The 22,799-nt window shown below is 52.9% G+C and carries 23 protein-coding genes and 1 tRNA gene; 3 read left to right on the top strand and 21 right to left on the bottom strand.

Annotation, left to right across the window (positions count from 1 at the left end; translation table 11 throughout):
• Window positions 1–84: 84 nt before the first annotated feature.
• From secF to ybaK, 15 genes are all read right to left on the bottom strand, one after another.
• A complete protein-coding gene (gene secF, locus C7E10_RS10380; RefSeq protein ID WP_105327203.1) occupies window positions 85–972 on the bottom strand; it encodes a protein translocase subunit SecF in 888 nt (295 codons plus the stop codon).
• Window positions 969–2,207, bottom strand: a complete 1,239-nt coding sequence (secD, locus tag C7E10_RS10375; protein ID WP_105327202.1) for a protein translocase subunit SecD — start codon at window positions 2,205–2,207, stop codon at window positions 969–971. Before secD ends, secF begins: the two co-directional genes overlap by 4 nt.
• 21 nt (window positions 2,208–2,228) lie before the next feature.
• Window positions 2,229–2,792: a 5-formyltetrahydrofolate cyclo-ligase gene (locus tag C7E10_RS10370; RefSeq protein WP_105327201.1), complete on the bottom strand. Its 564-nt coding sequence runs from the start codon at window positions 2,790–2,792 to the stop codon at window positions 2,229–2,231.
• Window positions 2,792–3,211 carry a preprotein translocase subunit YajC gene (yajC, locus tag C7E10_RS10365; protein WP_105327200.1) on the bottom strand — a complete coding sequence of 140 codons (420 nt, stop codon included), beginning with the start codon at window positions 3,209–3,211 and terminating at the stop codon, window positions 2,792–2,794. Before yajC ends, C7E10_RS10370 begins: the two co-directional genes overlap by 1 nt.
• Window positions 3,212–3,215: 4 nt before the next feature.
• Window positions 3,216–4,337 (bottom strand): tRNA guanosine(34) transglycosylase Tgt, encoded by a 1,122-nt coding sequence (tgt, locus tag C7E10_RS10360; protein ID WP_105327199.1) that lies wholly within the window; start codon window positions 4,335–4,337, stop codon window positions 3,216–3,218.
• 10 nt (window positions 4,338–4,347) lie between these two features.
• Window positions 4,348–5,364, bottom strand: coding sequence for a tRNA preQ1(34) S-adenosylmethionine ribosyltransferase-isomerase QueA (gene queA, locus C7E10_RS10355; RefSeq protein WP_105327198.1), 1,017 nt, complete (start codon window positions 5,362–5,364; stop codon window positions 4,348–4,350).
• An 8-nt stretch (window positions 5,365–5,372) separates the two neighbouring features.
• Entirely contained in the window at window positions 5,373–6,686 is a 1,314-nt protein-coding gene (locus tag C7E10_RS10350; RefSeq protein ID WP_105327197.1) for a SpoIID/LytB domain-containing protein, read from the bottom strand.
• Window positions 6,683–7,264, bottom strand: a complete 582-nt coding sequence (locus C7E10_RS10345; RefSeq protein ID WP_105327196.1) for an epoxyqueuosine reductase QueH — start codon at window positions 7,262–7,264, stop codon at window positions 6,683–6,685. The genes C7E10_RS10350 and C7E10_RS10345 overlap by 4 nt, the downstream gene beginning before the upstream one ends.
• Window positions 7,261–8,277 (bottom strand): Holliday junction branch migration DNA helicase RuvB, encoded by a 1,017-nt coding sequence (ruvB, locus tag C7E10_RS10340; protein WP_105327195.1) that lies wholly within the window; start codon window positions 8,275–8,277, stop codon window positions 7,261–7,263. Before ruvB ends, C7E10_RS10345 begins: the two co-directional genes overlap by 4 nt.
• Window positions 8,277–8,888 (bottom strand): Holliday junction branch migration protein RuvA, encoded by a 612-nt coding sequence (gene ruvA, locus C7E10_RS10335; RefSeq protein ID WP_105327194.1) that lies wholly within the window; start codon window positions 8,886–8,888, stop codon window positions 8,277–8,279. Before ruvA ends, ruvB begins: the two co-directional genes overlap by 1 nt.
• Window positions 8,885–9,382: a crossover junction endodeoxyribonuclease RuvC gene (gene ruvC / locus C7E10_RS10330; RefSeq protein ID WP_105327193.1), complete on the bottom strand. Its 498-nt coding sequence runs from the start codon at window positions 9,380–9,382 to the stop codon at window positions 8,885–8,887. The genes ruvA and ruvC overlap by 4 nt, the downstream gene beginning before the upstream one ends.
• A 68-nt stretch (window positions 9,383–9,450) precedes the next feature.
• The gene (locus tag C7E10_RS10325) at window positions 9,451–10,179 is read right to left on the bottom strand and encodes a YebC/PmpR family DNA-binding transcriptional regulator (RefSeq protein ID WP_105327192.1); all 729 of its coding nucleotides are present in this window, start codon (window positions 10,177–10,179) and stop codon (window positions 9,451–9,453) included.
• A 54-nt stretch (window positions 10,180–10,233) separates the two neighbouring features.
• Window positions 10,234–11,736: a 4Fe-4S dicluster domain-containing protein gene (locus tag C7E10_RS10320; RefSeq protein WP_105327191.1), complete on the bottom strand. Its 1,503-nt coding sequence runs from the start codon at window positions 11,734–11,736 to the stop codon at window positions 10,234–10,236.
• 281 nt (window positions 11,737–12,017) lie between these two features.
• Window positions 12,018–13,520 carry a threonine synthase gene (gene thrC / locus C7E10_RS10315; RefSeq protein WP_105327190.1) on the bottom strand — a complete coding sequence of 501 codons (1,503 nt, stop codon included), beginning with the start codon at window positions 13,518–13,520 and terminating at the stop codon, window positions 12,018–12,020.
• A 107-nt stretch (window positions 13,521–13,627) separates the two neighbouring features.
• Window positions 13,628–14,101 carry a Cys-tRNA(Pro) deacylase gene (gene ybaK / locus C7E10_RS10310; protein WP_105327189.1) on the bottom strand — a complete coding sequence of 158 codons (474 nt, stop codon included), beginning with the start codon at window positions 14,099–14,101 and terminating at the stop codon, window positions 13,628–13,630.
• Window positions 14,102–14,193: 92 nt separating this feature from the next.
• Between ybaK and nadE the strand changes: the two genes are divergently transcribed.
• A complete protein-coding gene (nadE, locus tag C7E10_RS10305; RefSeq protein ID WP_105327188.1) occupies window positions 14,194–16,104 on the top strand; it encodes an NAD(+) synthase in 1,911 nt (636 codons plus the stop codon).
• A gap of 64 nt (window positions 16,105–16,168) precedes the next feature.
• Here the strand turns inward: nadE and C7E10_RS10300 are convergent, their stop codons facing one another.
• Complete coding sequence (locus C7E10_RS10300; protein ID WP_105327187.1) at window positions 16,169–16,456, bottom strand: glutaredoxin; 288 nt, start codon at window positions 16,454–16,456, stop codon at window positions 16,169–16,171.
• A gap of 127 nt (window positions 16,457–16,583) precedes the next feature.
• On the opposite strand from C7E10_RS10300, the gene bioB reads away from it, so the two are divergent.
• Window positions 16,584–17,552, top strand: coding sequence for a biotin synthase BioB (gene bioB / locus C7E10_RS10295; RefSeq protein ID WP_105327186.1), 969 nt, complete (start codon window positions 16,584–16,586; stop codon window positions 17,550–17,552).
• A gap of 71 nt (window positions 17,553–17,623) precedes the next feature.
• On the opposite strand, the gene rbr is transcribed toward bioB, so the two are convergent.
• Together rbr and C7E10_RS10285 are read right to left on the bottom strand one after the other, a co-directional pair.
• Window positions 17,624–18,166 carry a rubrerythrin gene (gene rbr / locus C7E10_RS10290; protein ID WP_105327185.1) on the bottom strand — a complete coding sequence of 181 codons (543 nt, stop codon included), beginning with the start codon at window positions 18,164–18,166 and terminating at the stop codon, window positions 17,624–17,626.
• Between the two features lie 115 nt (window positions 18,167–18,281).
• Window positions 18,282–19,391 carry a copper amine oxidase gene (locus C7E10_RS10285; RefSeq protein ID WP_105327184.1) on the bottom strand — a complete coding sequence of 370 codons (1,110 nt, stop codon included), beginning with the start codon at window positions 19,389–19,391 and terminating at the stop codon, window positions 18,282–18,284.
• Between the two features lie 201 nt (window positions 19,392–19,592).
• On the opposite strand from C7E10_RS10285, the gene C7E10_RS10280 reads away from it, so the two are divergent.
• The gene (locus tag C7E10_RS10280) at window positions 19,593–20,402 is read left to right on the top strand and encodes a histidine racemase CntK family protein (protein ID WP_105327183.1); all 810 of its coding nucleotides are present in this window, start codon (window positions 19,593–19,595) and stop codon (window positions 20,400–20,402) included.
• A 109-nt stretch (window positions 20,403–20,511) separates the two neighbouring features.
• Here C7E10_RS10280 and C7E10_RS10275 read toward each other — a convergent pair.
• The 3 genes from C7E10_RS10275 to C7E10_RS12235 all read right to left on the bottom strand — a co-directional run bounded on the left by C7E10_RS10275 (window position 20,512) and on the right by C7E10_RS12235 (window position 22,787).
• A tRNA-Leu gene (locus C7E10_RS10275) sits at window positions 20,512–20,597 on the bottom strand.
• 127 nt (window positions 20,598–20,724) lie between these two features.
• Window positions 20,725–21,549, bottom strand: coding sequence for a MetQ/NlpA family ABC transporter substrate-binding protein (locus C7E10_RS10270; RefSeq protein ID WP_105327182.1), 825 nt, complete (start codon window positions 21,547–21,549; stop codon window positions 20,725–20,727).
• 512 nt (window positions 21,550–22,061) lie between these two features.
• Window positions 22,062–22,787, bottom strand: a complete 726-nt coding sequence (locus C7E10_RS12235) for a NifB/NifX family molybdenum-iron cluster-binding protein (RefSeq protein ID WP_200820219.1) — start codon at window positions 22,785–22,787, stop codon at window positions 22,062–22,064.
• Window positions 22,788–22,799 lie beyond the last annotated feature (12 nt).

The following is a 22,799-nucleotide window of genomic DNA, read 5'->3' as shown; positions in this document are numbered from 1 at the left end:
TAGTCTTTTCTGAGAAAACTCTCCTGCCCCAGGGAAAACAAAACGGATGCACCCGAAGGCACATCCGCTTAGGGAGCCTGAAACTCAGGCCGCTTTTTTCAATTTTTTCCGCAGGAACAGCCACATGGTCCCGGACAGGAAAGTAGAGGTATAGAAACCGCTGGAGAAGCCCACCAGCATGGCGAAGGAGAAGTTGTGGATGGTTTCCCCGCCAAACAGGAAGATGGCTACTACAGCAAACAGGGTGGTCAGGGTGGTGTAGATGGACCGGGTCATGGTCTGCCAAATACTGTTATCCACCATATCTTCCATACTTTCATTCCGTCTGTGGGTATGCAGGTTTTCCCGGATACGGTCGAAAATAACGATGGTACCGTTAACGGAATAGCCTACTACCGTCAGCAGGGCTGCTACAAAGGAAGAATCGATTTCCAGATGCAGCAGGGAGAAGTAGCTCAAGGTCACCATAACGTCGATAATCAGGGCGATGATGGCTGCCAGGGCAAAGCGCAGTTCAAAACGGAAGGTAATATAGGCAATCATCAGCACCCAGCTGAGTACCACCGCGCCAATGGCCTGTTTGACCAGGTCGTTGCCCACCGTAGCGCCTACGTTCTCCACCTTCAGCACTTGGTTTTCTCCCAGCTTGGCGGTCAGGTCGTCCATAACGGCCTTACGCTGGCTGTCGCTGATAAGGCCGGTGCGGATCAGCACGGATTCACTGGTTTCCGTATTCTGGCCGTTGGTTCCCAGCTGGATAATGCTGCTGCCCAAATCATGGTCATCCAACACCGTCCGGACCTGGGAAGTGGAAACCGGCTGGGCAAACTTCAAATCAATGATGCTGCCGCCGGTAAAGTCGATGCCCAGGTTAAAACCCCGGGTAAACATGGAAACAATACCAACAATCAACACAATGGCCGTCAGAGAGAAGAAGATTTTGGCATGTTTTACAATGGAAAACTTTTTCATTGTGCCGCCTCCTCTTTTTTCTTCGGTGCCTTGGCACCAAATACGGCAGGATTCTTGGTGAATTCACTGCCCACCAGTGCCTTCAGGATAAATTTGGTTACGGTAATGGCCGTAAACATACTGATCAAGGTACCTAGTGCCAGGGTAACGGCAAAGCCTCTTACAGGACCGGTACCCAAATAGAACAGCACAGCAGCTGCCATCAGGGTGGTCACGTTGGAGTCGAAGATGGTCACAAAGGCCCGGGAGAAACCGGCATTGAGCGCAGCCCGGAGGGTCTTGCCCGACGCGATTTCTTCCTTAAACCTTTCAAAGATCAGCACGTTGGCATCTACGGCCATACCAATGGACAGGATGATACCGGCAATGCCCGGCAGGGTCAGGGTTGCATTAAGCCCCTTCATCACGGCCAGCAGCAGCAGGGTATAGAGCAGCAGCACAATGTCGGCTACCAGTCCGGACAGCCGATAGTACAGCAACATGAACAAGAATACGCCGGCCAGGCCAATGGCAAAGGCCTTGACGCTGGCATCCTTGGAATCCTGGCCCAGGGTAGGTCCTACGGTCCGGTTTTCCACGATTTCCAGTTTCACCGGCAGGGAGCCGCTGCGCAGCAAGATGGCCAGATGTTCTGCTTCCTGGGCATCCTTGGAGCCGGTAATCTGGGCGTTGCCGCCGGTAATGGGTTCATTGACCCGGGGAGCCGTCAGCACTTCCCCGTCTAACAAAATGGCAATCTGTTTGCCTACATTGGCCGCCGTCAGTTCACCGAACTTTTTGGCGCCCTCGTCATTGAACTGAAGGGTAACCACAGGCTGACCGCTTTGGTCTACGCTGGCTTTGGAATCCTTCAGATCCTTACCGGTAAGCACCGTGTTGCCATTCATGTCCTTAAATTCCAGCATGGCCGTACGGCCCAGCATGGCAATGGCTTTTTCAGGATCCTTGACCCCGGGGAGTTCCACAATAATCCGGTCCCGGCCCTGACGCTGGATTACCGGTTCGGTAAGACCCAGTTCATTGACCCGGCGTTCAATGATTTTGATGGAACGGTTGATGGCATCATCGTCCACCTTGGACTCCGGTGTATCCTGGGCCTGCAAAACCACGTGGGTGCCGCCCTGCAAATCCAGGCCCTGTTTTACCGTACTAGCCAGCGGCTTGATGAATACGGCAAAAGAAATCAAAATGGCCAGCACCGAAATCAGCAGCTTGGCCCGATTTTTACCCTTCAAGATGATTCCTCCTTGACATCGTTACCGGCAGACCCGCAGGCCCTTTTCTGTACACAGGTAACGAATTTTTGCGTCGTGCGCATTCACAGGCAGTTCTTTCAATACCTGTGCTTCATAGCCTATAGCCATGGTAACTGCTTTGGTGCATCTGGGCAGGAAGCGGTCATAGTAGCCCTTGCCCTTGCCCAGCCGGTCGCCCTGGGCCGTAAAGCCCAGACCGGGAACCAGCACCAGGTCAATATCTTCAGGAGCGATGACTTCCACCGGTTCCTGGGGCGTACGGATGCCGAAGCGGTCCGTGCCCAATTTTTTTAAAGAAACCAGCCGAACAGCCTGCATCTGCCCTTCTTCCTCCAGGATGAAGGGGACGCAGACTGTTTTGCCCATACTGAGCGCCGTAGAAATGGAGGCGTCCACGCTGGCTTCCCCTGGCACTGCCAGGTAGGCCATAATGACTTTGCCTTCCAGGAACAAACGGCTGTTGGAAATATGGCTGTTGATTTCTTTATGGAATTTGTGCAGTTCCCGCTGATTCAATTTTTTGAGTTTCTCTTTGATTTCCAGGCGAACTGTCTTTTTTTCCATTATTTAGACTCCTCACTGGTTTCTGCAGCCGGTTCAGCTTTGGCAGCATCGGCAGCGTTTTCTGCAGGAGCTTCAGCCTTGGCAGCTTCCGGAGCCTTGGCTTCTTCCTTCACTTCTTCCTTGGTTTCTTCTTTGGGGCTGTTGTCCTTGTCAAAAGCAGAGGTCAGCACAGTGCCCACAGCAGAACGGCGGATATGGAATTCCACGTTTTCTGCCACTTTAATGCGCAGTTTGTCTTCCTGCACCTTGGTGATAACGCCGAAAATGCCCCCGATGGTCACAATCCGGGTACCGACCTTCAGCGCGTTGAGCATGTCTACTCTCTTTTTCTGATCTCTCTTCTGGGGACGGTAGATCATCATGTAGAAGATCGCCGCCATCAGAATGAAAGGCCAGGCCATTTGAATCATACTTTCCATTCGATTACCTCCCTGTAGTGTTGTAATTCTCTAAGAACGCTGCCCGAAATTCCGGGAACGTGTCATTAGCAATTGCCTTGCGCATATTCTCTGCAAATTTTAACAGAAAATGGAGATTATGTATAGACAGCAGCCGCAATGCCAGGATTTCTTCTGCCTTAAACAGGTGGCGGATATAGGCCCGGCTAAAGTGGCGGCAGGTATAACAATCGCAGTTTTCGTCAATGGGGCGGAAGTCCTCCATATAGGCAGCGTTCCGCACTACCAGCCGGCCGGTAGGCAGCATGGCCGTACCGTTTCTGGCTACCCGGGTGGGATACACACAGTCAAACATATCCACCCCCAGGTTGACCCCTTCCACCAGGCAGTCCGGCGTGCCAACGCCCATCAGATACCGGGCTTTGTCCTTGGGCATCCACTGGGTGGTTTTTCCCAGGATATCGTACATGAGAGGATGGGGTTCCCCTACGCTGAGGCCGCCGATGGCAAAGCCGTCAAAATCCATGGACGTAATGGCTTTGGCACTGTATTCCCGCAGGTCCGGATACATGCCCCCCTGAATAATGCCGAACAGGCCCTGGTCATCCCGGGTTTTGGCGTCCAGGCAGCGCTTGGCCCAGCGGGTGGTCCGCTCGGTGGACTGCTTGGCGTAGGCGTGGTCCGCAGGATAGGGAATGCATTCGTCAAAGGCCATAATAACGTCGGCCCCCAGGTCTTCCTGGGCTTTGGTAGCCACTTCCGGATTCAGGAACTGCTTGGAGCCGTCCAAATGGGACCGGAACATGACCCCTTCTTCCGTAATTTTCCGCATTTCTCCCAGGCTGAAGACCTGGAAGCCGCCGGAGTCCGTAAGCATCCCCCGGTTGTAGTTCATAAATTTGTGCAGGCCCCCGGCCTTCTTCACCAACTCCGTGCCAGGACGGAGGAACAGGTGGTAGGTATTGGACAGAATCACCTGGGAGTTCATGGCGTAGAGTTCTTCCGGGGTCAAGGTCTTTACCGTGGCCTGGGTACCTACGGGCATGAACATGGGGGTGTCAAAGGTGCCGTGGGGAGTGTGCAGCTTGCCCAGCCGGGCCCCGCTGCGGGGGTCTTCTTTAATCAGTTCGAAATAGACTTGGCGCATGGAATCTCCTTTACCGAATGAACATGGCATCGCCAAAGCTGAAGAAACGATACTTTTCCTGAACGGCCACCTTATAGGCGTTCAGGATCATTTCCCGACTGGTCAGGGCAGCCACCAGCATAATCAGCGTGCTTTGGGGCAGGTGGAAATTGGTGACCAGGGCGTCCACAATCTTGTATTGGTAGCCCGGGTAGATAAAGATGCTTGTCCAGCTGCCGCCGGGCTTTACAATCCCGTCTGCCCCAGCAGATTCCAGGGTCCGGACGGAAGTGGTGCCTACGGCAATGACCCGTCTGCCTTCCCGCTTGGCCCGGTTGATGGCTTCCGCCGCCTCCGGGGTCACCGAGTAGAACTCGCTGTGCATCTTGTGGTCTTCAATTCGGCTTTCGCTGACCGGCCGGAAGGTGCCAAGACCCACATGGAGGGTTACAAAAACTTCTTCCACGCCCATATCCTTGATTTTTTTCAGCAGTTCTTTGGTAAAGTGCAGGCCGGCAGTAGGTGCCGCAGCGCTGCCCCGTTCCCGGCTGTACACGGTCTGGTACCGTTCCTTGTCGGCCAGGGGTTCGTGGATGTAGGGCGGCAGGGGCGTTTCTCCCAGCCGGTCCAGGATTTCCTCAAAGACGCCGTCATAGTGGAAGCGGGCAATCCGGCCGCCAAAATCGGTGGTTTCCAGAATTTCACAGCTCAGCTCCTCGCTGAAATTAATCTGGGCTCCCTTTTGCAGCTTCTTGCCGGGCCGTACCAGCACTTCCCAGTCCGTGGCATTTTTCCGGGTCAGCAGAAAAACTTCCACATGGGCTCCGGTGGTTTTCACCCCGTGGAGCCGGGCCGGGATTACCCGGGTATCGTTAAAAACCAGTACATCACCGGGTTTCAGGTATTCCGGCAGGTTGTAGAAATGCCGGTGTTCCAGTTCACCCGTTTTTTTATCCATCACCAACAGCCGGGAAGAATCACGGGGTTCCACCGGATGCTGGGCAATCAATTCCTGAGGCAGCTCATAATCAAAATCTGTAACGTCCATTTTTTCTCCTAATATTCTTTTTCCACCCGAATGCCCGGATAATAATGGGCCAGGATGGTTTTATAATAATCTTTCTTACCCCGGGCTTCCCTGGACAGGGCCATGCCCCGGGCGCCCCACTGGCTAAGGCCAACGCCGTGGCCCCAGCCGCCTCCGGTAAAGGTCACCTTTTCCCCGGGTACGTCACTAAACAGCCGCAGATCCCCTACGGCCGTGCCGCCCTGGTCCTTTTCCCGGATGGGTATGGTTTTTTCCCCAATCTGATACCCATACCGGTTGGTAATGGGTACTTCTAACTTGTCCGGCCGTTCCGGTCCAATCTGGATTTCAAACAGGGTGCTGCTAAGGCCCAGCATGGAGCGGACCTTATTGCCGGGGATGGTCACAGAGCCCCGCTTGCCAATAAAGGTCATGCGCTTCACCCGGCCGGAGGTTCCCCGGTCCGGGGTCCATTTCATGGGCGCCGCTGCCCGGGCGGACAGCCGGATGCCCTCCAGGTCCCCCACATTGTAGCCGTTCTGGCTCAGCAGCCGGTTCAGCTGGACCTTGGTAAAGCTTTTGGTCCAGGTGTACTGGGGGGAATCCTTGTCCTCATCGGGCACTGCCTGAAGATAGGGAATATCCTTTCCCCAAACATTGTAGGCGGATTCCGTATACCCGCCGCTGCTGCTGTGAAAGAAGGCCTGAATCAGGTCTCCCTTGTAGGTAGCCGCCATTCCTTCCGTTGCGTCCACCAGTTTGTTGGTGTTGGCGTGTTCTGCCGCCGCCCCGCCGTAGACCTGTCCCATATCCGTAGCTTTGATGTCAAAGTTGGGGTACTGGTCCTTGTCCAGGTGGTACAGTGCAAAGGAGCGGGCAGCTACAGCCTGGGCCTTGATGGCTTCGTCGGGCCACAGGGGAATCACTTCCTTGGAAACCACCCCGTACAGATACTGCTCCACCGGCAGGGTATTTACCACCGTCAGGTTTTTCCGGCCGCTGTTTAAAAGCACGGTCAGGGCACCCCGGTAGTTTTTCTGGTTGATATAGATGGGGTTCTTGGCGTTGTCAGCTACCAGAGAAAGCTGACCCCCGGAAAGCTTCTTATCATCTGCATATAGGCTGCCGTTTTTTACACTGACAAAATGCTGGCCCGGCGAAAGCACGGTAGTTTTCCCGCTTCCGTCAATGACCTTGATTTTGCCCTTGGACTGCACCTGGGCGGAAAACTGCTCCACTGCCAGGCCCACCCGAATTTTCGGGCCGCCTCCTGCTGCCAGGGCAAGACCCTGGAACAGAAGAACCAGACATACAACTCCGATGATCGTCAGCTTTTTCTTCATAGGCTGCTACCTTCCTGCTGGGGCTGGACCGCCGGGTGCTTCTTCTTTTTCACCCGTTCATACCGATCCCGCTCGCTGAAGATGCAGCCGCAGTAGGGCTGCCGGTACATTTCCAGCTCCAGGCTGATGTCCACTCCTTCCTGGTAGCCAACCCGGAAATCTTCATAGTAGAAGGGAATCCCCTCCCGCTCTGCGATTTCTTCGGCAATTTCCTTAATCAATTCATGCTTTTGGTAGGGACTCACCAGCAGCGTGGTGGAAAAGGCATCAAAGCCGTTTTCCTTGGCGTAGCGGGCTGCCGCCTCCAGGCGCACCCGGTAGCAGTAGGCACAGCGCACGGTGGGTTCGTCCAACATACCCCGGAGGGTCTGCTCCAGGGGATAGCTTTTGTCCACCACCAGTTTGTATTTTCGTTTTTCGCAGAATTCCCGCAGGGTATTCAGCCGCCGCTTGAATTCTTTATAAGGATGGATGTTGGGGTTAAAGTAATAAATTGTAAAGCTCTTTCCCTGCTCCGTCAAGGTTTTTACAGGATAGGTGGAACAGGGGCCGCAGCAGGCATGAAGCAATAGGTTCACGGTACATTCCTCTCTTCTGGATAGGGTACGCCCAAATACTGGTACGCCACAGCCGTAGCCTGCCGTCCCTTGGGCGTCCGATGCAGCATTCCCAGCTGCATCAGGTAGGGTTCATACACATCTTCCAGGGTTTCCGTTTCTTCGTTAAGGGACGCCGCCAGGGTATCCACCCCCACGGGCCGTCCCCCAAAGTCCACCACCAGCTTGTGCAGCAGCCGGCGGTCGTTCCGGTCCAGACCCAAATCGTCGATTTCCAGCCGCTGCATGGCTTCCCGGCAAACTTCCGTGGAAATATGGTCCAGATCCGCCACCTGGGCAAAGTCCCGCACCCGCTTGAGCAGCCGGTTGGCTACCCGGGGGGTACCCCGGCTCCGCCGGCCGATTTCGTAGGCCCCTTCCGGGTCTATCTTCACCTGCAAAATTTCCGCAGCCCGTTCCACAATAATCTGCAATTCTTCCGGAGTGTAGAATTCCAAATGGCAGATGACCCCAAAACGGTCCCGCAGGGGAGCCGCCACGGAGCCCATCCGGGTGGTTGCCCCAATCAGGGTAAACCGGGGCAAATCCAGCCGTACGCTCCGGGCTGCCGGCCCCTTGCCGATGATAATGTCCAGGGCGTAGTCTTCCATGGCCGAATAAAGGATTTCCTCTACGGTCTTGGGCAGCCGGTGGATTTCATCAATAAACAGCACATCACTTTCGTTCAGATTGGTAAGAATGGCCGCCAGATCCCCCTGCCGTTCCAAGGCCGGGCCGCTGGTAATGCGGATGTTTACATTCAGCTCGTTGGCAATGATATTGGCCAGGGTGGTCTTCCCCAGTCCCGGAGGCCCGTAGAGCAGCACATGGTCCAGGGCTTCCTTCCGTTTCAACGCCGCCTGGATAAAAATCTCCAGGTTCTTCTTCACCTTGGTTTGTCCGATATATTCCGCCAGGCGCCGGGGCCGGAGGCTGTACTGCCAGCCGTCCTGCTCCTGCTCCTGTCCTGCAATCACGCGATTGGTTTCTTCCATTAGCTCCTCCTGGCCATAAGCCGCAGCGCTGCCTTCAGCAGTTCTTCCGCCGTACTGTCAGGTGTTACGGGGAGCTTTTTCAGCACCTCCGCAATTTCTGCTTGGGTATAGCCCAGATAGGTCAGGCCGTCAGAGACCGCCCCCAGCACGCCGGTGCCTTCTTCCAGGCTTCCCAGATTTTCGCCGCCCCCGGCTTCTTCCGTGCCTTCCGGTCCCAGGATATCCTTCAGCTCCAGGAGCATCCGTTCTGCCGTTTTCTTCCCAATGCCGGGAAGCTTGGTCAAATACTTCAGGTCCCGGTTCTTTAGGGCTAGGTAGAAGGCATCTACCTTGGAGGCCGACAAAATACCCAGTGCCACCTTGGGGCCAATCCCGCTGACGGTAATCAACTGGGTAAACAGATTGTAGGCATCATAGGTCAAAAAGCCATACAGCTGGAGGGCGTCCTCCCGGACCGCCAGATAGGTGTACACCTTTGTCCGCTGATCCACCGTCAGCCGGCCCAGGTCCCCGGTATTCATGAAAATCCGGTACCCTACCCCACTGCTGGTTTCCAAAAGGCAAAAATTCACCCCAATATGGTCCACTCTGCCGTTAATAAATCCGATCATGATAACCTCTCCAGCAAATCTTTTTCCCGAATGGAATTCAGGCCGCAGATGCCAATGGCCAGGGCGTCCGCCACATCATCCGGTTTGGGTTTCTCCTGGATGTGCAGCAGCTTCTGGACCATATAGGTCACCTGATTCTTGTCCGCCCGGCCGGTACCGGTAATGGCCTGCTTTACCTGGATGGGGGTGTATTCAAACACCGGAATCCCAGCCAGGGCTGCTGTCAGCACAATAACGCCCCGGGCCTGTCCCACAGGAATAGCCGTATTCACGTTCCGGTTGAAGTACAGCTTTTCTACCGACATGAAATCCGGCTTGTAATCCGCAATCAATCCATTCAATTCTTCAAAAATCTTCTTCAGCCGCAATTCCGGCAGCATATCCTTATCCGTAAAAACGGCTCCGTAATGCACAGGAATCAGCCGGCTTTTTTCCAGACGAACCAGCCCGTAGCCGCAAATCGCCGTTCCCGGGTCGATGCCCAATACCAGCATAAAATTCCTCCTGATAGTGAAAAACCGGCCAAGCGGGGAAACCCCCAGCTGGCCGGCCATACTTCTTGTTATTCTTCAGGCAGGTCAGCGTTTGTATAAACGTCCTGCACGTCGTCCAGGTCCTCGAAGTTATCGAGCATCTTCTGTACCTTTACTGCATCTTCACCCGTAACGGTGATGGTGTTGTCAGGAATCAGGGACAACTCACTCATGGCAACCTCAATATTATGATCAGCCAGGGCTTTTTCCACGGCATCGTAGTCTTCCGGAGCGGTGGTAATCACATAGCTGTCATCTGTGGTTTCCATGTCTTCAGCGCCTGCATCCAAAGCGATTTCCATCAATTCGTCTTCAGAGGGAGCGCCTTCTTTTTCCACGGTGAATACACCTTTGTTTTTGAACATCCAGCCTACGCAGCCGGATTCACCCATGTTGCCGCCTTTGGAAAAGACGTGGCGCACATCGGCAGCCGTACGGTTCCGGTTATCCGTCAGGGCGCTGACCATAATGGCCACCCCTGCAGGGCCGTACCCTTCGTAGGTAATTTGTTCGTAATCAGAGCCTTCCGTGGTGCCTTCGCCCTTGGCAATGGCTCTTTTGATATTATCTTTAGGGATATTGTTGGCTTTAGCCTTGGACAGAGCCAACTTCAGCTTCATGTTGCCAGTAGGATCAGAACCTCCCATGCGGACAGCAATAGTAATTTCTCTGCCAATTTTCGTGGTAATCTTCCCACGCAGTGCATCTGTTTTCCCTTTTTTGAATTTAATATTTGCCCACTTAGAGTGTCCCGACATACAAATTCTCCTCCTACCTTGATATAGCTACTCGGCTATTTTATCACACTACGCTTATTTGCGCAAATATACCCGTTCCATATCCACGTTTTTCACGCCCTGCTGGGCCAATTCGTTGTCCCCGGCGCAGGTCATGGCGGTAGTGGCGGCAAAGCGCTTGAGCAGCACCCGGGTAATGCCCGGTTCTGTCATGGCTCCCGGTCCGTTCAGGCAGCCCTTTTCACAGGCCATGCCTTCAATATATTTCACATCCAGCTTACCGTCTTGATAATCCTTCAGGGCCTGCAAGCACTGGTCCAAACCGTTGCAGTACTGACCGCTTACTTCCAGGTTGTATTTTTCCTTGGTGTAGTCATTGACGGCGGTGCTTACCCCAGCTGCCTGCGGGAAGCTGCAGCCGTCAGCAGAGGAAGCAGCGTGGAACGGAGCGGCTTCGCAGTCCGCCGGGTTGATGCCCATGCTGTCCATCATGCATTTCAGTTCTTCAAAGGTCAGCACAAAATCGATGTCTTCGGGGTGTTCCCGGGCTTCTACCTTTTTGGCAATGCAGGGACCTACAAAAACCGTCAGCGCACCGGGATCGTCATGTTTTACAGCCTTGCTGCGGGCCACCATGGGAGATACGGTATCGGAAATGCAGTCCGCCAAAGCCGGTGCATGGCGTTTTACCGTAGCCACAAAGGCCGGGCAGCAGGAACTGGTCATCAGCTTCTGGGTGCCGTGTTCCACCTTTTCCACATATTCTTCCGCTTCGGAAATAGTGGTCATATCGGCGCCTACCGCCACTTCCCGGACTTCCTTGAAGCCCAGCTTCTTGCAGGCAGCCACAATCTGGCCCGGCTGTACCTTCAGGCCGAACTGGCCTACGAAGGAAGGTGCCAGCAGGCAATAGATTTTTTGGCCGGATTTGATGGCCTGGATCAATTGGACAATATGGCTGCGTTCTTCGATAGCGCCAAAGGGGCAGGCAGCCCGGCAGGCACCGCATTCTACGCAGATGTTCTTGTCAATTTCCGCTTTCTTGTTCTTGCCGGTATGCAGGGCGTGTACCTTGCAGGCATTTTCGCAGGGACGGGCAATTTCCGCTACAGCGCCGTAGGGGCAGGCCCGTTTGCAGTTACCGCATTCCACGCACATATCATAGTCGATGTGGGCCCGGCCCTGGTAAACGGAAATGGCCTTTTTGGGGCAGCCGTTCATGCAGCGGTGGGTCAGACAACGGCGGCAGATATCGGTGATCATATATTTGTTTACAGGGCAGGCGGAGCAGGCTTCCGGCAATACAGCAATCACGTGCTGGGTCCGATCCACCGGTTCCTCCAAGGCTTTTTGGGATGCCTGGATAATGTTCATATCCGTATCCATACCCAGGGCAACGTTGATCCGTTCCTTCAGGACGGCTCTTTCCTTGTGCACACAGCAACGCAGTCTGGGCGTGTTTTCGTTCACGATCTGCAGCACGTCATAAACGTGGTCCGGCAGATTCCCATCATACGTCATCTTGGCAAGCATGGTCAGCACTTTCCGTCTGATCTTGGTAATTTCTGTTACTTCCATTTTTTCTCCCCTCTGAATCGCGTAATCTACGTTGGATATCATACCATATTTCCTATAAAAAAATAAGGCGTTCCCACGAAATTTTACGTTTGAACTGAAACATTTTTAACACTTTATTCGACTTTTCTTATGACCCCTATTACAGGAGCTTAGACACCACTTGTGGCCGCATTTTTTACCCTGGAAAAGCCTTTTTTGCACGTAAGAAGAGCTTTCTGTCCCCAGGGAACAGAAAGCTCTCGATATACAAGTTCGGGGCCGGGCCCCATGCTTTCCAGGCCTTATTCCAGGCCCAGGGTCTTTTTCACTTCCGCTTCCAGCTGATCCTTGGCAATCACCTGGCTCTGCCGCACCTGCAAATAGGGCAGTTCGCTCATGCTGGCCGGAATGGTCAGCTTGGTAAGCTCGGCCAGGGTCTTCATGGCCTCAAAGGGATTCAGGTCCGCTTGTTCGTACTTATCAGGGTTCAAGGACTGCAGCACCACATCATTGAATTTGAAGGGGCTGGCCGTAGAAACCACAATGGAGTACGTGGGGTCATTGGTCATCAGCCGGTATTTTTCCAGTGCCTTGTAGGCTACTGCGGAATGGGGATCCATTACATACCCGTAATTGTTGTACACATCCCCGATGGTTTCCCGGGTTTCCACCTCGTCCACCCAGGTACCGAAAAAGTCCTTGAGAATCCGGCTTTGCAGCTCACTGTCAATGCTGTATTCTCCCTTGTCCGCCAGTTCCTGCATCCAGCCGGCCACCTTGGCTGCATTATGACCGGTCTCCTCAAACAGGAGCCGTTCCAGGTTGCTGGAAACCAGGATATCCATGGACGGAGAAATGGTCTTATGGAAAGGACGTTTCCGGTTGTAGACGCCCGTATTGATAAAGTCCGTCAGCACATTATTACTGTTGGAAGCGCAGATGAATTTGTTCACCGGCAGGCCCATGAGCTTGGCGTAGAACCCGGCCAAAATATCCCCAAAGTTCCCGGTAGGAACGGAGAAGTTGATGGGTTCGCCGTTTTCAATCCGGCCGCCGTTGACGGCTTCCGCATAAGCGCTGAAATAGTATACAATCTGGGGAACCAGCCGGCCCCAGTTGATGGAGTTGGCAGAGGAGAAGGCGCAGGCGTGTTCATCCAGTTCTTCAGCCAGTTTCTTATCGCCAAAGAGTTTCTTTACGCCGGTCTGGGCATCGTCGAAATTGCCTTCCACCGCAACGGCGTGAACGTTGTCGCCCTTTTGGGTAACCATCTGCAATTTCTGGATGTCACTAACCCCTTCCTGGGGATAGAACACGATGACTTCCGTTTCCGGCACATCGGCAAAGCCTGCCATGGCCGCCTTGCCCGTATCCCCGGAGGTAGCCACCAGAATCACCAGTTTTTTCTCTTCCCCGGTCTTTACCACAGCCTTGGTCAGGAACAGGGGCAGAATTTGCAGGGCCATATCCTTAAACGCACAAGTAGGTCCATGCCACAATTCCAGTACATCCAGGTCTTTCTTCAGCATGTGGAGCGGTGCAGGAAAATCCCCAAAGCGTTCTTTGCTGTAGGCAGTTTCCACACAGGTTTTTAGTTCTTCTTCACTATAATCTGTCAAGAACCTTGCCAGTACCGTAAGTGCCCGGTCACTGTAGGGCGTACCCCGCATAGCATCAATTTCAGCCAGGCTGATTGCAGGAAACTCTTTGGGTACAAATAACCCTCCATCAGTTGCCAAGCCATTGGAAATGGCGTGGGCTGAACTTACCATATCTGTTTTCCCTCTTGTACTAATGTATAACATAGTCCCCCTACTTTCTGCTTTACGCAATCGTATCATAGCATAAGCGCCCCTTGTGCGCAACTACCTCGGCAATTTTCGCTCTATTTCAGCCGTTTCTTCTTCTTTTCTTATTGATTGGTAAAGTAGCTGCCTTCCACTGCCGCCAATAAATCGTCGGGTTTTAACAGCAGCTGCAGTCCCCGGTGCCCGGCACTGACCGCAATAATCTCCCAGTTTTTGGCCGTGTCGTCCAGGTATACCGGATAATGCTTCTTGGCGCCGATGGGGCTTACCCCGCCCCGGATATAGCCGGTAAGGCCCAGCACTTCCTTCAGATGCACCAATTCGGTTTTCTTGTTGCCGCTGGCCTTAGCCAGTGCCTTCAGGTCCAGCTCTCCGTTGCCCCGAATTACGGCAAACAGGACGCCCGTTTTATCTCCCCGGCAGCACAGGGTCTTAAACACCTGTTCTGGGGGCATTCCTACAGATTCTGCCACATGGACGGCGTCCAAATGGTCCGGATCTACCGGATAGCTTTTCAGTTCATAGTTGATATGGGCTTCGTCCAGAATACGAGCCGCATTGGTCTTCTTGACTTTCATATCCCCGCTCCTTTTGTTATAATAGTAAGCATACAGGTTTGATAAGCCCATCTGTAAGCTTATATTATATCAAGTAACGGAGTGATACACAAATGAAGATCACGATTGCTTGTGCCCAGATCCAGGTAGAACCTGGCAATCCGGAAGCCAATACAAAAAAGGCCCTGGCCTATTTGGAAAAAGCCAGAGCCCAGCAGGCGGACATTGTCCTGTTTCCCGAATTGACCATCCCCGGCTACCTTTTGGGAGACCTTTGGGAACAGAACGCTTTTCTCAGGGACTGTGAGGCCTGGGGCAAGGAACTGATTGCCGCCAGCAAGGACCTTTGCATCGTTTTTGGCAATATTGCCCTGGACCCTGAAAAAATCAACGAAGACGGCCGAATCCGCAAATACAACGCGGCCTTTGTGGCCCAAAACGGCAAACTGCTCCACGGCGGTCTGCCCTACCCCTTTATCAGCAAAACTGCCCTGCCCAATTACCGGGAATTTGACGACGGTCGGTATTTCCACAGCACCACCAAACTGCAGCTGGAATTGCCCGGCACCCCGTCTCTCAAGGAGCTGCTCCAGCCCGTACCGGTAACCATCCGGGGCCAGAAAGTCAAGCTGGGCATTATGCTCTGCGAAGACGGCTGGACGGAAAACTACTACTATAATATTCCCCAGCTGCTTAAAGAAAATGGAGCCCAGCTTCTCTGCAATATTTCCTGCTCCCCCTACACCTTCCACAAAAATGTCAAGCGGCACCGGATTTTTGCCGCCCAAGCCAAGGAATGCGGCATTCCCCTGGTCTACTGCAACAGCGTAGGGGTCCAAAACAACGGCAAAAACATCTTTACCTTTGACGGCTGCAGCACCTTCTACAGTGCAGATGGCCAAAGCCGCTCCGATGCACCGGCCTTCCAGGAAACCCTGCTTACGGCCCGGTTTGATCCTGCAACTGAGCAGCTGGAACTGACCAAAGCACCGGAACCGGAATTTTCCGATGCCAAGGAAATTTATACGGCGCTGCACTACGGGGCGTCCCAATTTCTTAAACAGATTGGTATCCAAAAAATGACCATTGGCGTCTCCGGCGGCATTGACTCTGCGGTAACGGCCGCCTTCTATGTGGACATTCTGGGAGCGGATAATGTGCTGTTGGCCAACATTCCCAGCCGCTATAATTCCTCTGTTACCAAAAACCTGGCCCAGCAAATGGCCCAGGCCCTGGGTACCCGTTACGTAATCATTCCTATCCAGGAAGTAGTGGACAAGACCATTGAGCAGCTGGGCCAGACCCCCATCCACAACTACGCTACGGGAGAAGATTCCAAGTTGACCATTACCCCCTTTGCTACGGAAAACATTCAGGCCCGGGACCGGGGTGCCCGGGTAATTGCCGGACTAGCAGCTTCCTTTGGGGGCGGCTTCTCCTGCAACTCCAACAAGGCGGAAATGACCGTGGGCTACGCCACCTTCTACGGCGACATTGCCGGCGTCCTGGCCCTTTTGGGAGATTTGTGGAAGCACCAGGTCTACGCCCTGGGCCACTACCTGAACGAAGAAGTTTTCCACAAAGAAGTGATTCCAGAGCAGATTTTCACCATTAAGCCCAGTGCCGAACTGTCCGAAGCCCAAACCGTGGGAAACGGCGGCGACCCCCTGGTCTACCCCTACCACGACTTCCTATTCCGTTCCTTTATTGAGGACTGGTACAAGACTTCTCCAGAAGACCTGCTGGGCTGGTACCTGGAAGGCACCCTGGAAGAACACCTGGGCTGCGCCCCAGGGCTGGTCAAGGAACTGTTCCCCACTCCCCAAGCCTTTATTGCAGACCTGGAGCGGTGGTGGAAAAACTTCTGCGGCCTGGCAGTAGCCAAACGGATTCAGGCCCCTCCCATCCTGACCATTTCCAAGCGGGCCTACGGCTACGACCACCGGGAAGCCCAAATGAAGCCTTTCTACTCCCGGAAGTATCAGGAAATGAAAGCCAAGGCCCTGTCCGGTGCCAATAGCTGATTTTTACGCACAAAGAAAAAGCGGTTCCAAGCCATTGCCTGGAGCCGCTTTTTGTATAAGTGTTTCAGCCTTGCATTGCCTTCTGGTAGAAGTCCCGGAGGATTTTGTCCATTTTCTCCTCGGAATCTCCGGGCGCAGCCTCGTAGACCTTTTCGTCCCCGTAGAAGAAAGTGGGGCAGTAATAATAGTTCCGGCCCTGGAGTTTTTCCGGTTCCTTGGTCTCACTGACCCGGACCAGGGGAATTTTCTTGTACTCCGGATGCTCTGCAAAAATGCCTTCCAAGGCATGGGAAGCCTTTTGGCAATAGGGACAGCCTTCCAGATAGATGAACAGCAATTCTTTTTTGTCCATTTTGATACACTCCTTTTCCTAGTGAAATAAAAAGTTTTATGTTAACCTGTTTGTAATATGCGTTGACCGTTCTTTTCCCGTCCCCTATAATGACTCATAGACCATTGGAGAAGGGATGACTAATTTCATGAAAGAAACACTAACGGCTGTTGCCGATCGGATTATGGCTGGGTACCGCCTGCAAAAGGACGATGCCATTGTACAGGAAATGCTGACCCTGCCCCTGGAAGACCTGCAGCGGGAAGCTGGACGCCTGCAAAAGCATTTCTGCGGCAACCATGTGGATTTCTGCACTATCATCAACGCCCGCAGCGGCCGCTGCGGCGAAAACTGCAAATACTGCGCCCAGGCCGCCTGCCATCATACGGACTGTGAAGAATACGGCTTTTTGCCCAAAGAAGAAATTATGAAAGTGGCCAAGGCCGACCAAGATGCCGGCGCCAACCGTTTTTCCCTGGTAACTTCCGGCCGGGCCCTGACCGGTAAGGATTTTGAGAAAGCCCTGGACACCTACCAGGAAATGCACAAAACCCTGACCATCGACCTGTGCGCCTCCCACGGCATACTCAGCCAGGAACAATTCCACCGGCTGGTACAAACCGGGGTTACCAGCTACCACCACAACATCGAGACCTCCCGGCGCTACTTCCCCCAGATCTGCACGTCCCACACCTACGATGACCGGATCCGGACCATCAAGGCCGCCCAGGCAGAAGGCCTGTGCGTATGCTCCGGCGGCATCATCGGCATGGGTGAAACCTGGCAGGACCGGCTGGATATGGCCTTTGAGCTGCAAGGCCTGGGAATTGAATCCATTCCCATCAACGCCCTGATGCCCATCCCCGGCACCGGTATGGAAGGTCGTCCTTCCTTGCCGCCGGAAGATATCCTGCGCACCATTGCCATTTTCCGCTTCATCAACCCCACGGCCAATATCCGTCTGGCTGCGGGCCGTAAACTGCTGCCGGACAACGGCAAGTCTGCGCTGCTCACCGGGGCTTCTGCTTCCATTACCGGCAATATGCTCACCACCTCCGGCACCACCATTGCAGAAGACATGGAAATGCTGGCGGAACTGGGGCTCACCAACCGATAAGTACAGCCTGAAACAGTTTTAAAAAAAGGTGTCTCAAAAGTAACTTTTGAGGCACCTTTTTTTGTGTCAGCTTAGAAGCATTCGCAGTTGACCATGAAGTAGGATCTGGGATGAGCGCAAACCGGGCAGATTTCAGGAGCTTTTTCAGCTTCAACAATGTGGCCGCAATTGGAGCAGATCCAAACGGTCTTTTCATTGCGTTCGAACATGGTCCCATCTTCTACCTTTTTCAGCAGAGCTTGGTATCTTTCTTCATGATGTTTTTCGATAGCGCCTACAGCTCTGAATTTATAAGCCAATTCGGTGAAGCCTTCTTTTTCAGCGGTTTCAGCGAAGCCTTTGTACATATCGGTCCATTCGTAATGTTCACCGGCAGCCGCATCTTTCAGGTTGGCAACGGTATCAGGAATGGAGCCGCCATGGAGAGCCTTGAACCAAATCTTAGCGTGTTCTTTTTCGTTGTTGGAGGTTTCCAGGAAGTTGGCTGCTACTCTTTCATAGCCTTCTTTTTTAGCTACGGAAGCATAATAACCATACTTGTTATACGCTTGAGATTCACCTGCAAAAGCAGTTTGTAAATTCTTTTCAGTTTGAGTACCTTTTAATTCTGGCATTGTCAATTCCCCCTATATTCTAGCATTTCGAGCGGATAAAAACGTTTCATGCATCCATCTCGATTACAGGTTTATTATAGGCCATTTTTAATAAAAAAGCAAGTATTTTTGATAATTATTTTCCATTAAATCTATTTCTAAAATCGTTTTTCTCCTCACCCTGCCAAAACAGCCGAATGGGCAGATTGGAGGAGCCCGGAGGCGAAAAATGGAAGGTAGCCCGACGGTCCGCAGGAATGGTGCCCACCACCATGTTTTCCCCGTCTCCGCTCCAACCAAAGGAAGTAGCGTCTTCCGGCAGGCGGATGTATTTGGCGGCCTTATCCTGTACGTCCAGCACCCCTTCCCCGGCATAGGGTCCTCCGTAGGGATTGAACCGGAGAATGGTATTGCGCTTGCCCTTGGTCCGGAAATTCACGTCGTACATTACCCCATAGTTGCCGTAATTGATGACCTTTTGGCCGGTGGTGGCGTCCACCCCGGTAACGTAGGGATTCTTGGCATTATCCGCCAGTTCCAGGCCCCAGATGGTGTTCTTATCCGCATCAAAGGGTTCCTCCAGGGTTACATGGCAGTTGGAGGTATTGAAGGTCCCCCGCAGCACATGGCCGCCTTCGTCAGGAGGCAGAATGGAAAACAGATCCGTAGAAATTTTCAGGTCCGCATTCATGGGCATCATGAGCACAGACACTTCTACGGGCTGGTCTGTTTCCAGGTCCACAATTCCCGTAACCAACTGCTGGGGCTTTACTACCAGGCCTTTGCCGCTGCCCAAAAGATCCTTGACCCCTAAAACTGCAAAGGGCTTCCGGCTGGGGACTGATCCATAGTAGCGTTCCTGGGCTTCCTTGCCCGCTTCCAGCCAGTCCGTATTGGGCCGGGAAACGCCATTTTTCCCCACCAACACCGAACTGGGCCGCAGGGACACCCGGCGCAGCACCACTGCCAGCCGTTTATCGGTTTTCATATCATTCACATGATGAAAAAACAGGCGCACCGGACCCTGCACCGTATCCCGGTACATGATGCCGCATTCCTTGACCATTTCTGGGCTATCAGAAAAGACCAGCTTGGGGCCATCCTGGGTAATTTTACCCTGAACTTCCTGGTATTCAGGAACACCCCCCTGCCAGTTGGGAGCATCGGCTGCAGCCCCTATATGCCAGGGCAGCAGGGACGCCAGCCCCATACACAAAAAACCAAACCATTTGACTTTCTTTTTCACACTATCCCTCCATTGGGTTGTTCTTATTTTTACGTTTTGCACGTTCCTTATTGTAGCACAAATCGGATACACAGATTTATTTTCAGAAATCATGCAAAAATCGAAATTTTGATATTGTTTATTTCCCATTAGGTCTGTATAATAAAGGCATAAATCAAAAGCTTATTATGCTTTGTTTCCATAGAAAGGCGGTCCTTGAATATGCAAATCCATTACGTCACTGCTAACCCCAGCGGCAACATCACACTTTTTGTCCTTGATTCCATCCCTCCTGAGCAGCGGAAGGTGGTCAATCGTTTTCTTTTGGAAATGGAACCAACGGCGGAACAGGTTGGCTGTTTTGCCGTTGCCGGGAACCACACTACCGTAACCATGATGGGCGGCGAATTCTGCGGGAACGCTTCCCGTTCCTCGGCAGCCTATGCCCTGCTGCTGCAAAATAAGGACCAGGGCGATTTTATGGTCAGCTGCTCTGGCTGCTCGGAAGCCCTGCCAGCCCGTGCCAAAAAGGTCAAGGACCGCACCTACGAAACGGTCATCAAACTCCAGCCCCCTCTGAAAACCGGCACCATTCCCCTTTCCTATGAACGGGAGAGTGTGGAGTGCCAGCTGATTTCCCTGCCGGGCATCGACCATTACATTTATTTCACCCCCAACCTGGATTATGTGGACAAAGAACAATTGTTCCAATCCCTTCAACGGGAAGTTTCCCGGTGGCCGGAACCCGAGGCCTATGGGCTGATGCTGGTAGATCCAGGCAGTCTGGAGGTAATTCCCGCAGTCTATGTGTGCAAAACCGGCACCCTGTACTGGGAGAACAGCTGCGGTTCCGGTGCGGCTTCCGTGGCAGCAGCCCTGGCCCTGCGCCAAGGCCGTTCCCTGGAAGTAGAGCTGTCCATGCCCGGAGGCAAATTAACCGCCGGTGCCGATATCCAGGACGGCAAGGTGGTTTCCCTACACCTGGGTGGTCTGGTGGAATTTGGGGAAGAAAAAACTGCAGAGCTGAAATAAAGCAAAGTGAACTGCGTACCCGCTGGGCTTTCCAGCGGGTTTCTTTTGTCCAAAAGCTTTTTGGCGCACAAAAAAAGACTGTGAAAATTTCACAGTCTTACTTTTTGATTGGTGCCGAAGGCCGGACTCGAACCGGCACGCTTTGAGGGCGCTTGATTTTGAGTCAAGTGCGTCTGCCAATTCCGCCACTTCGGCAAAGCGTGATAGGTATCACAACAGTGATTATTCTATCATGCAGCAATCCCTTTGTCAACGAACTTTTTTTACTTTTAGAAAGTTTTCCGGAGAAAGAAAGGGCCGCAGCCACGCTGCAGCCCCTAGCTTATTTGGCAGGAACAATGGTTCCCTTGAATTTGTCTTCAATGAATTTTTTCACTGCCGCAGAATGGAAGATTTCCGCAATCTTCTTATATTCCGGCTTGTCCTTATCCTTTTCCCGGGCAGCCAGCACCATAACGGCTAACGGTTCATCGTCCGCTTCCCAGAACAGGCCCTGCTTCTTCACGTCCATACCGGAACTCATTACATAGTTCATGGTAATCACGGCCAGATCCACATCTGCCAGGCTTCTGGGCAGCTGCGCAGCCTCCAGCTCTCTAAACTGCAAATGTTTGGGGTTTTCCACCACATCGTTGACCGTGGCCTTAAAGCCCACCCCAGCCTTCAATTTAATCAGGCCAGCCTTTTCCAGGAGCACCAGTCCCCGGCCGCCATTGGTGGGATCATTGGGAATGGCCACTACAGCGCCGTCGGGCACAGCCTTCAGGTCATGAATCTTGTCACTGTAGATACCCATGCGCATCAGGATAGTGTTGCCAATGGGCACCAGTTTGGTATTGTTTTGGGTATTGAAGTTGTTCAAGAACGGTGCGTGCTGGTAACTGTTCAGGTCCAGATCGCCTTCCGCCAAGGCCTTATCCGGCGTAATGTAATCGGAGAATTCCACCACTTCCACATTCATGCCCTGTTTTTTGGCTTCCTCAGCCACTGCATGGACCACGTCCGCATGAGGCCCTGCCGTAGCACCAATTTTGATGGGCTTGCTGCTTGTCCCGCCAGCTTTGGAATCACTGCCGCCGCAGCCTGCGGCTAATAGAGCCAGTGCCAAAACGCCTGCCAGCACGGCTGCCAATTTGTTTTTCTTCATGAAGCATCTCTCCCATCTGTTAATTCATATCTGTATAGTATGTATTGCTGTACCGCCTATCATACTTGTCTTTTTCCACCCTGTCAAGAAAAATTCACAAAGTCTGTATCTCCCCTATTAGACTGTACCGTTTTTTTCAGTTTTGGAGCTATAGAAAAACAAAACCGGGGCTGTGCAATAATACCTACCCCCAAAAGAAAAACGACTTGCGAGTTCAAAAGAGTTCGCAAGCCGTTTTTCTTGTTCTTTATAACCTTATCCCACTAAACTTCCTCAGTCAGTCCTGCGGACTGACAGCCCCTCCACGCTTGGATGGGCCGGTCTTAGACCCCTACGAGTCATGTACTAAACGAGTATAGCAAAGCAACATAGTTCGTAAATACCTGCACTACCCAAATCTATTACTTGACTAGTAGCGGCATAGATTGCTTCCTGCAAGCGTGTAGAAAGTGTCGCCGCAGGCGACGATAGAAGTTTCATTATTTCACAGCCCCATTTCTTCCAACTGCCGCTTAGTTTTCTTTGGCAGCTTTCTTTTCTTTTGCGCCGTGCTTATCCTTGTGTTTGTCTTCATGCTTTTCTTCATGCTTTTCTGCGTGTTTTTCGGCGTGTTTATCAGCGTGTTTATCTTCATGCTTATCGGCATGTTTGTCTTCGTGTTTACCTTCGTGCTTATCGACATGCTTAGCTTCGTGTTTATCCTTGTGCTTTTCTTCGTGCTTCTCTGCGTGTTTTTCGGCGTGCTTATCCGCCTTTTTCTCCTGGTGCTGCTTTTCCTTCAGCTCGGCCTTGGCTGCCGCCCGCAGGTCCTTTTCCTCATGCCCCTGATGTTCATGGTGACCGCAGCCGTGACCGTCTTCTCCATGGTCATGCTTATGGCCGCAGCCATGACCTTCTTCATGACCGTGATGATGGCCGCAGCCCCCTGGAACGTCGGTGAGCTTGCCTTCCAACAGCTGCTGCACGGCCGCTGCCACATCGCCTTGGGCCCCTGCGTAAATCTGAATGCCCAGTTGGGTCAGGCCCGTTCTGGCACCTTCTCCCATGCCGCCGCAGATTACCGTATCCACGCCCTGCTCCTTCAGAAAAGCAGCCAGGGCCCCGTGGCCATGACCCTCAGCGTCCAAAAGCCGCTGATCCGTAATCTTCCCCTCTTCCACCGTTACCAGTTTAAATTGGGTGCTTTTGCCAAAATGCTGAAAAATTTGTCCTTCTGCAAAAGGAATTGCAATTTTCATATTTTCTGCCTT

The sequence above is a fragment of the Acidaminococcus hominis genome (assembly GCF_900291475.1).
Classification (GTDB): domain Bacteria; phylum Bacillota; class Negativicutes; order Acidaminococcales; family Acidaminococcaceae; genus Acidaminococcus; species Acidaminococcus hominis.
This window is presented reverse-complemented; position numbering and strand designations above follow the sequence as displayed.

What these genes read in the sequence shown, in the direction of transcription:
- queA (WP_105327198.1), bottom strand. Translation starts at nt 5,364, where the DNA reads ATGGACGTTACAGATTTTGATTATGAGCTGCCTCAGGAATTGATTGCC.
- ruvB (WP_105327195.1), bottom strand. Translation starts at nt 8,277, where the DNA reads ATGGAAGAAACCAATCGCGTGATTGCAGGACAGGAGCAGGAGCAGGAC.
- C7E10_RS10320 (WP_105327191.1), bottom strand. Translation starts at nt 11,736, where the DNA reads ATGGAAGTAACAGAAATTACCAAGATCAGACGGAAAGTGCTGACCATG.
- secF (WP_105327203.1), bottom strand. Translation starts at nt 972, where the DNA reads ATGAAAAAGTTTTCCATTGTAAAACATGCCAAAATCTTCTTCTCTCTG.
- C7E10_RS10280 (WP_105327183.1), top strand. Translation starts at nt 19,593, where the DNA reads ATGCAAATCCATTACGTCACTGCTAACCCCAGCGGCAACATCACACTT.
- nadE (WP_105327188.1), top strand. Translation starts at nt 14,194, where the DNA reads ATGAAGATCACGATTGCTTGTGCCCAGATCCAGGTAGAACCTGGCAAT.
- yajC (WP_105327200.1), bottom strand. Translation starts at nt 3,211, where the DNA reads ATGGAAAGTATGATTCAAATGGCCTGGCCTTTCATTCTGATGGCGGCG.
- bioB (WP_105327186.1), top strand. Translation starts at nt 16,584, where the DNA reads ATGAAAGAAACACTAACGGCTGTTGCCGATCGGATTATGGCTGGGTAC.
- C7E10_RS10370 (WP_105327201.1), bottom strand. Translation starts at nt 2,792, where the DNA reads ATGGAAAAAAAGACAGTTCGCCTGGAAATCAAAGAGAAACTCAAAAAA.
- C7E10_RS10300 (WP_105327187.1), bottom strand. Translation starts at nt 16,456, where the DNA reads ATGGACAAAAAAGAATTGCTGTTCATCTATCTGGAAGGCTGTCCCTAT.
- ruvC (WP_105327193.1), bottom strand. Translation starts at nt 9,382, where the DNA reads ATGCTGGTATTGGGCATCGACCCGGGAACGGCGATTTGCGGCTACGGG.
- C7E10_RS10325 (WP_105327192.1), bottom strand. Translation starts at nt 10,179, where the DNA reads ATGTCGGGACACTCTAAGTGGGCAAATATTAAATTCAAAAAAGGGAAA.
- C7E10_RS10350 (WP_105327197.1), bottom strand. Translation starts at nt 6,686, where the DNA reads ATGAAGAAAAAGCTGACGATCATCGGAGTTGTATGTCTGGTTCTTCTG.
- ruvA (WP_105327194.1), bottom strand. Translation starts at nt 8,888, where the DNA reads ATGATCGGATTTATTAACGGCAGAGTGGACCATATTGGGGTGAATTTT.
- C7E10_RS10270 (WP_105327182.1), bottom strand. Translation starts at nt 21,549, where the DNA reads ATGAAGAAAAACAAATTGGCAGCCGTGCTGGCAGGCGTTTTGGCACTG.
- ybaK (WP_105327189.1), bottom strand. Translation starts at nt 14,101, where the DNA reads ATGAAAGTCAAGAAGACCAATGCGGCTCGTATTCTGGACGAAGCCCAT.
- tgt (WP_105327199.1), bottom strand. Translation starts at nt 4,337, where the DNA reads ATGCGCCAAGTCTATTTCGAACTGATTAAAGAAGACCCCCGCAGCGGG.
- rbr (WP_105327185.1), bottom strand. Translation starts at nt 18,166, where the DNA reads ATGCCAGAATTAAAAGGTACTCAAACTGAAAAGAATTTACAAACTGCT.
- C7E10_RS12235 (WP_200820219.1), bottom strand. Translation starts at nt 22,787, where the DNA reads ATGAAAATTGCAATTCCTTTTGCAGAAGGACAAATTTTTCAGCATTTT.
- thrC (WP_105327190.1), bottom strand. Translation starts at nt 13,520, where the DNA reads ATGTTATACATTAGTACAAGAGGGAAAACAGATATGGTAAGTTCAGCC.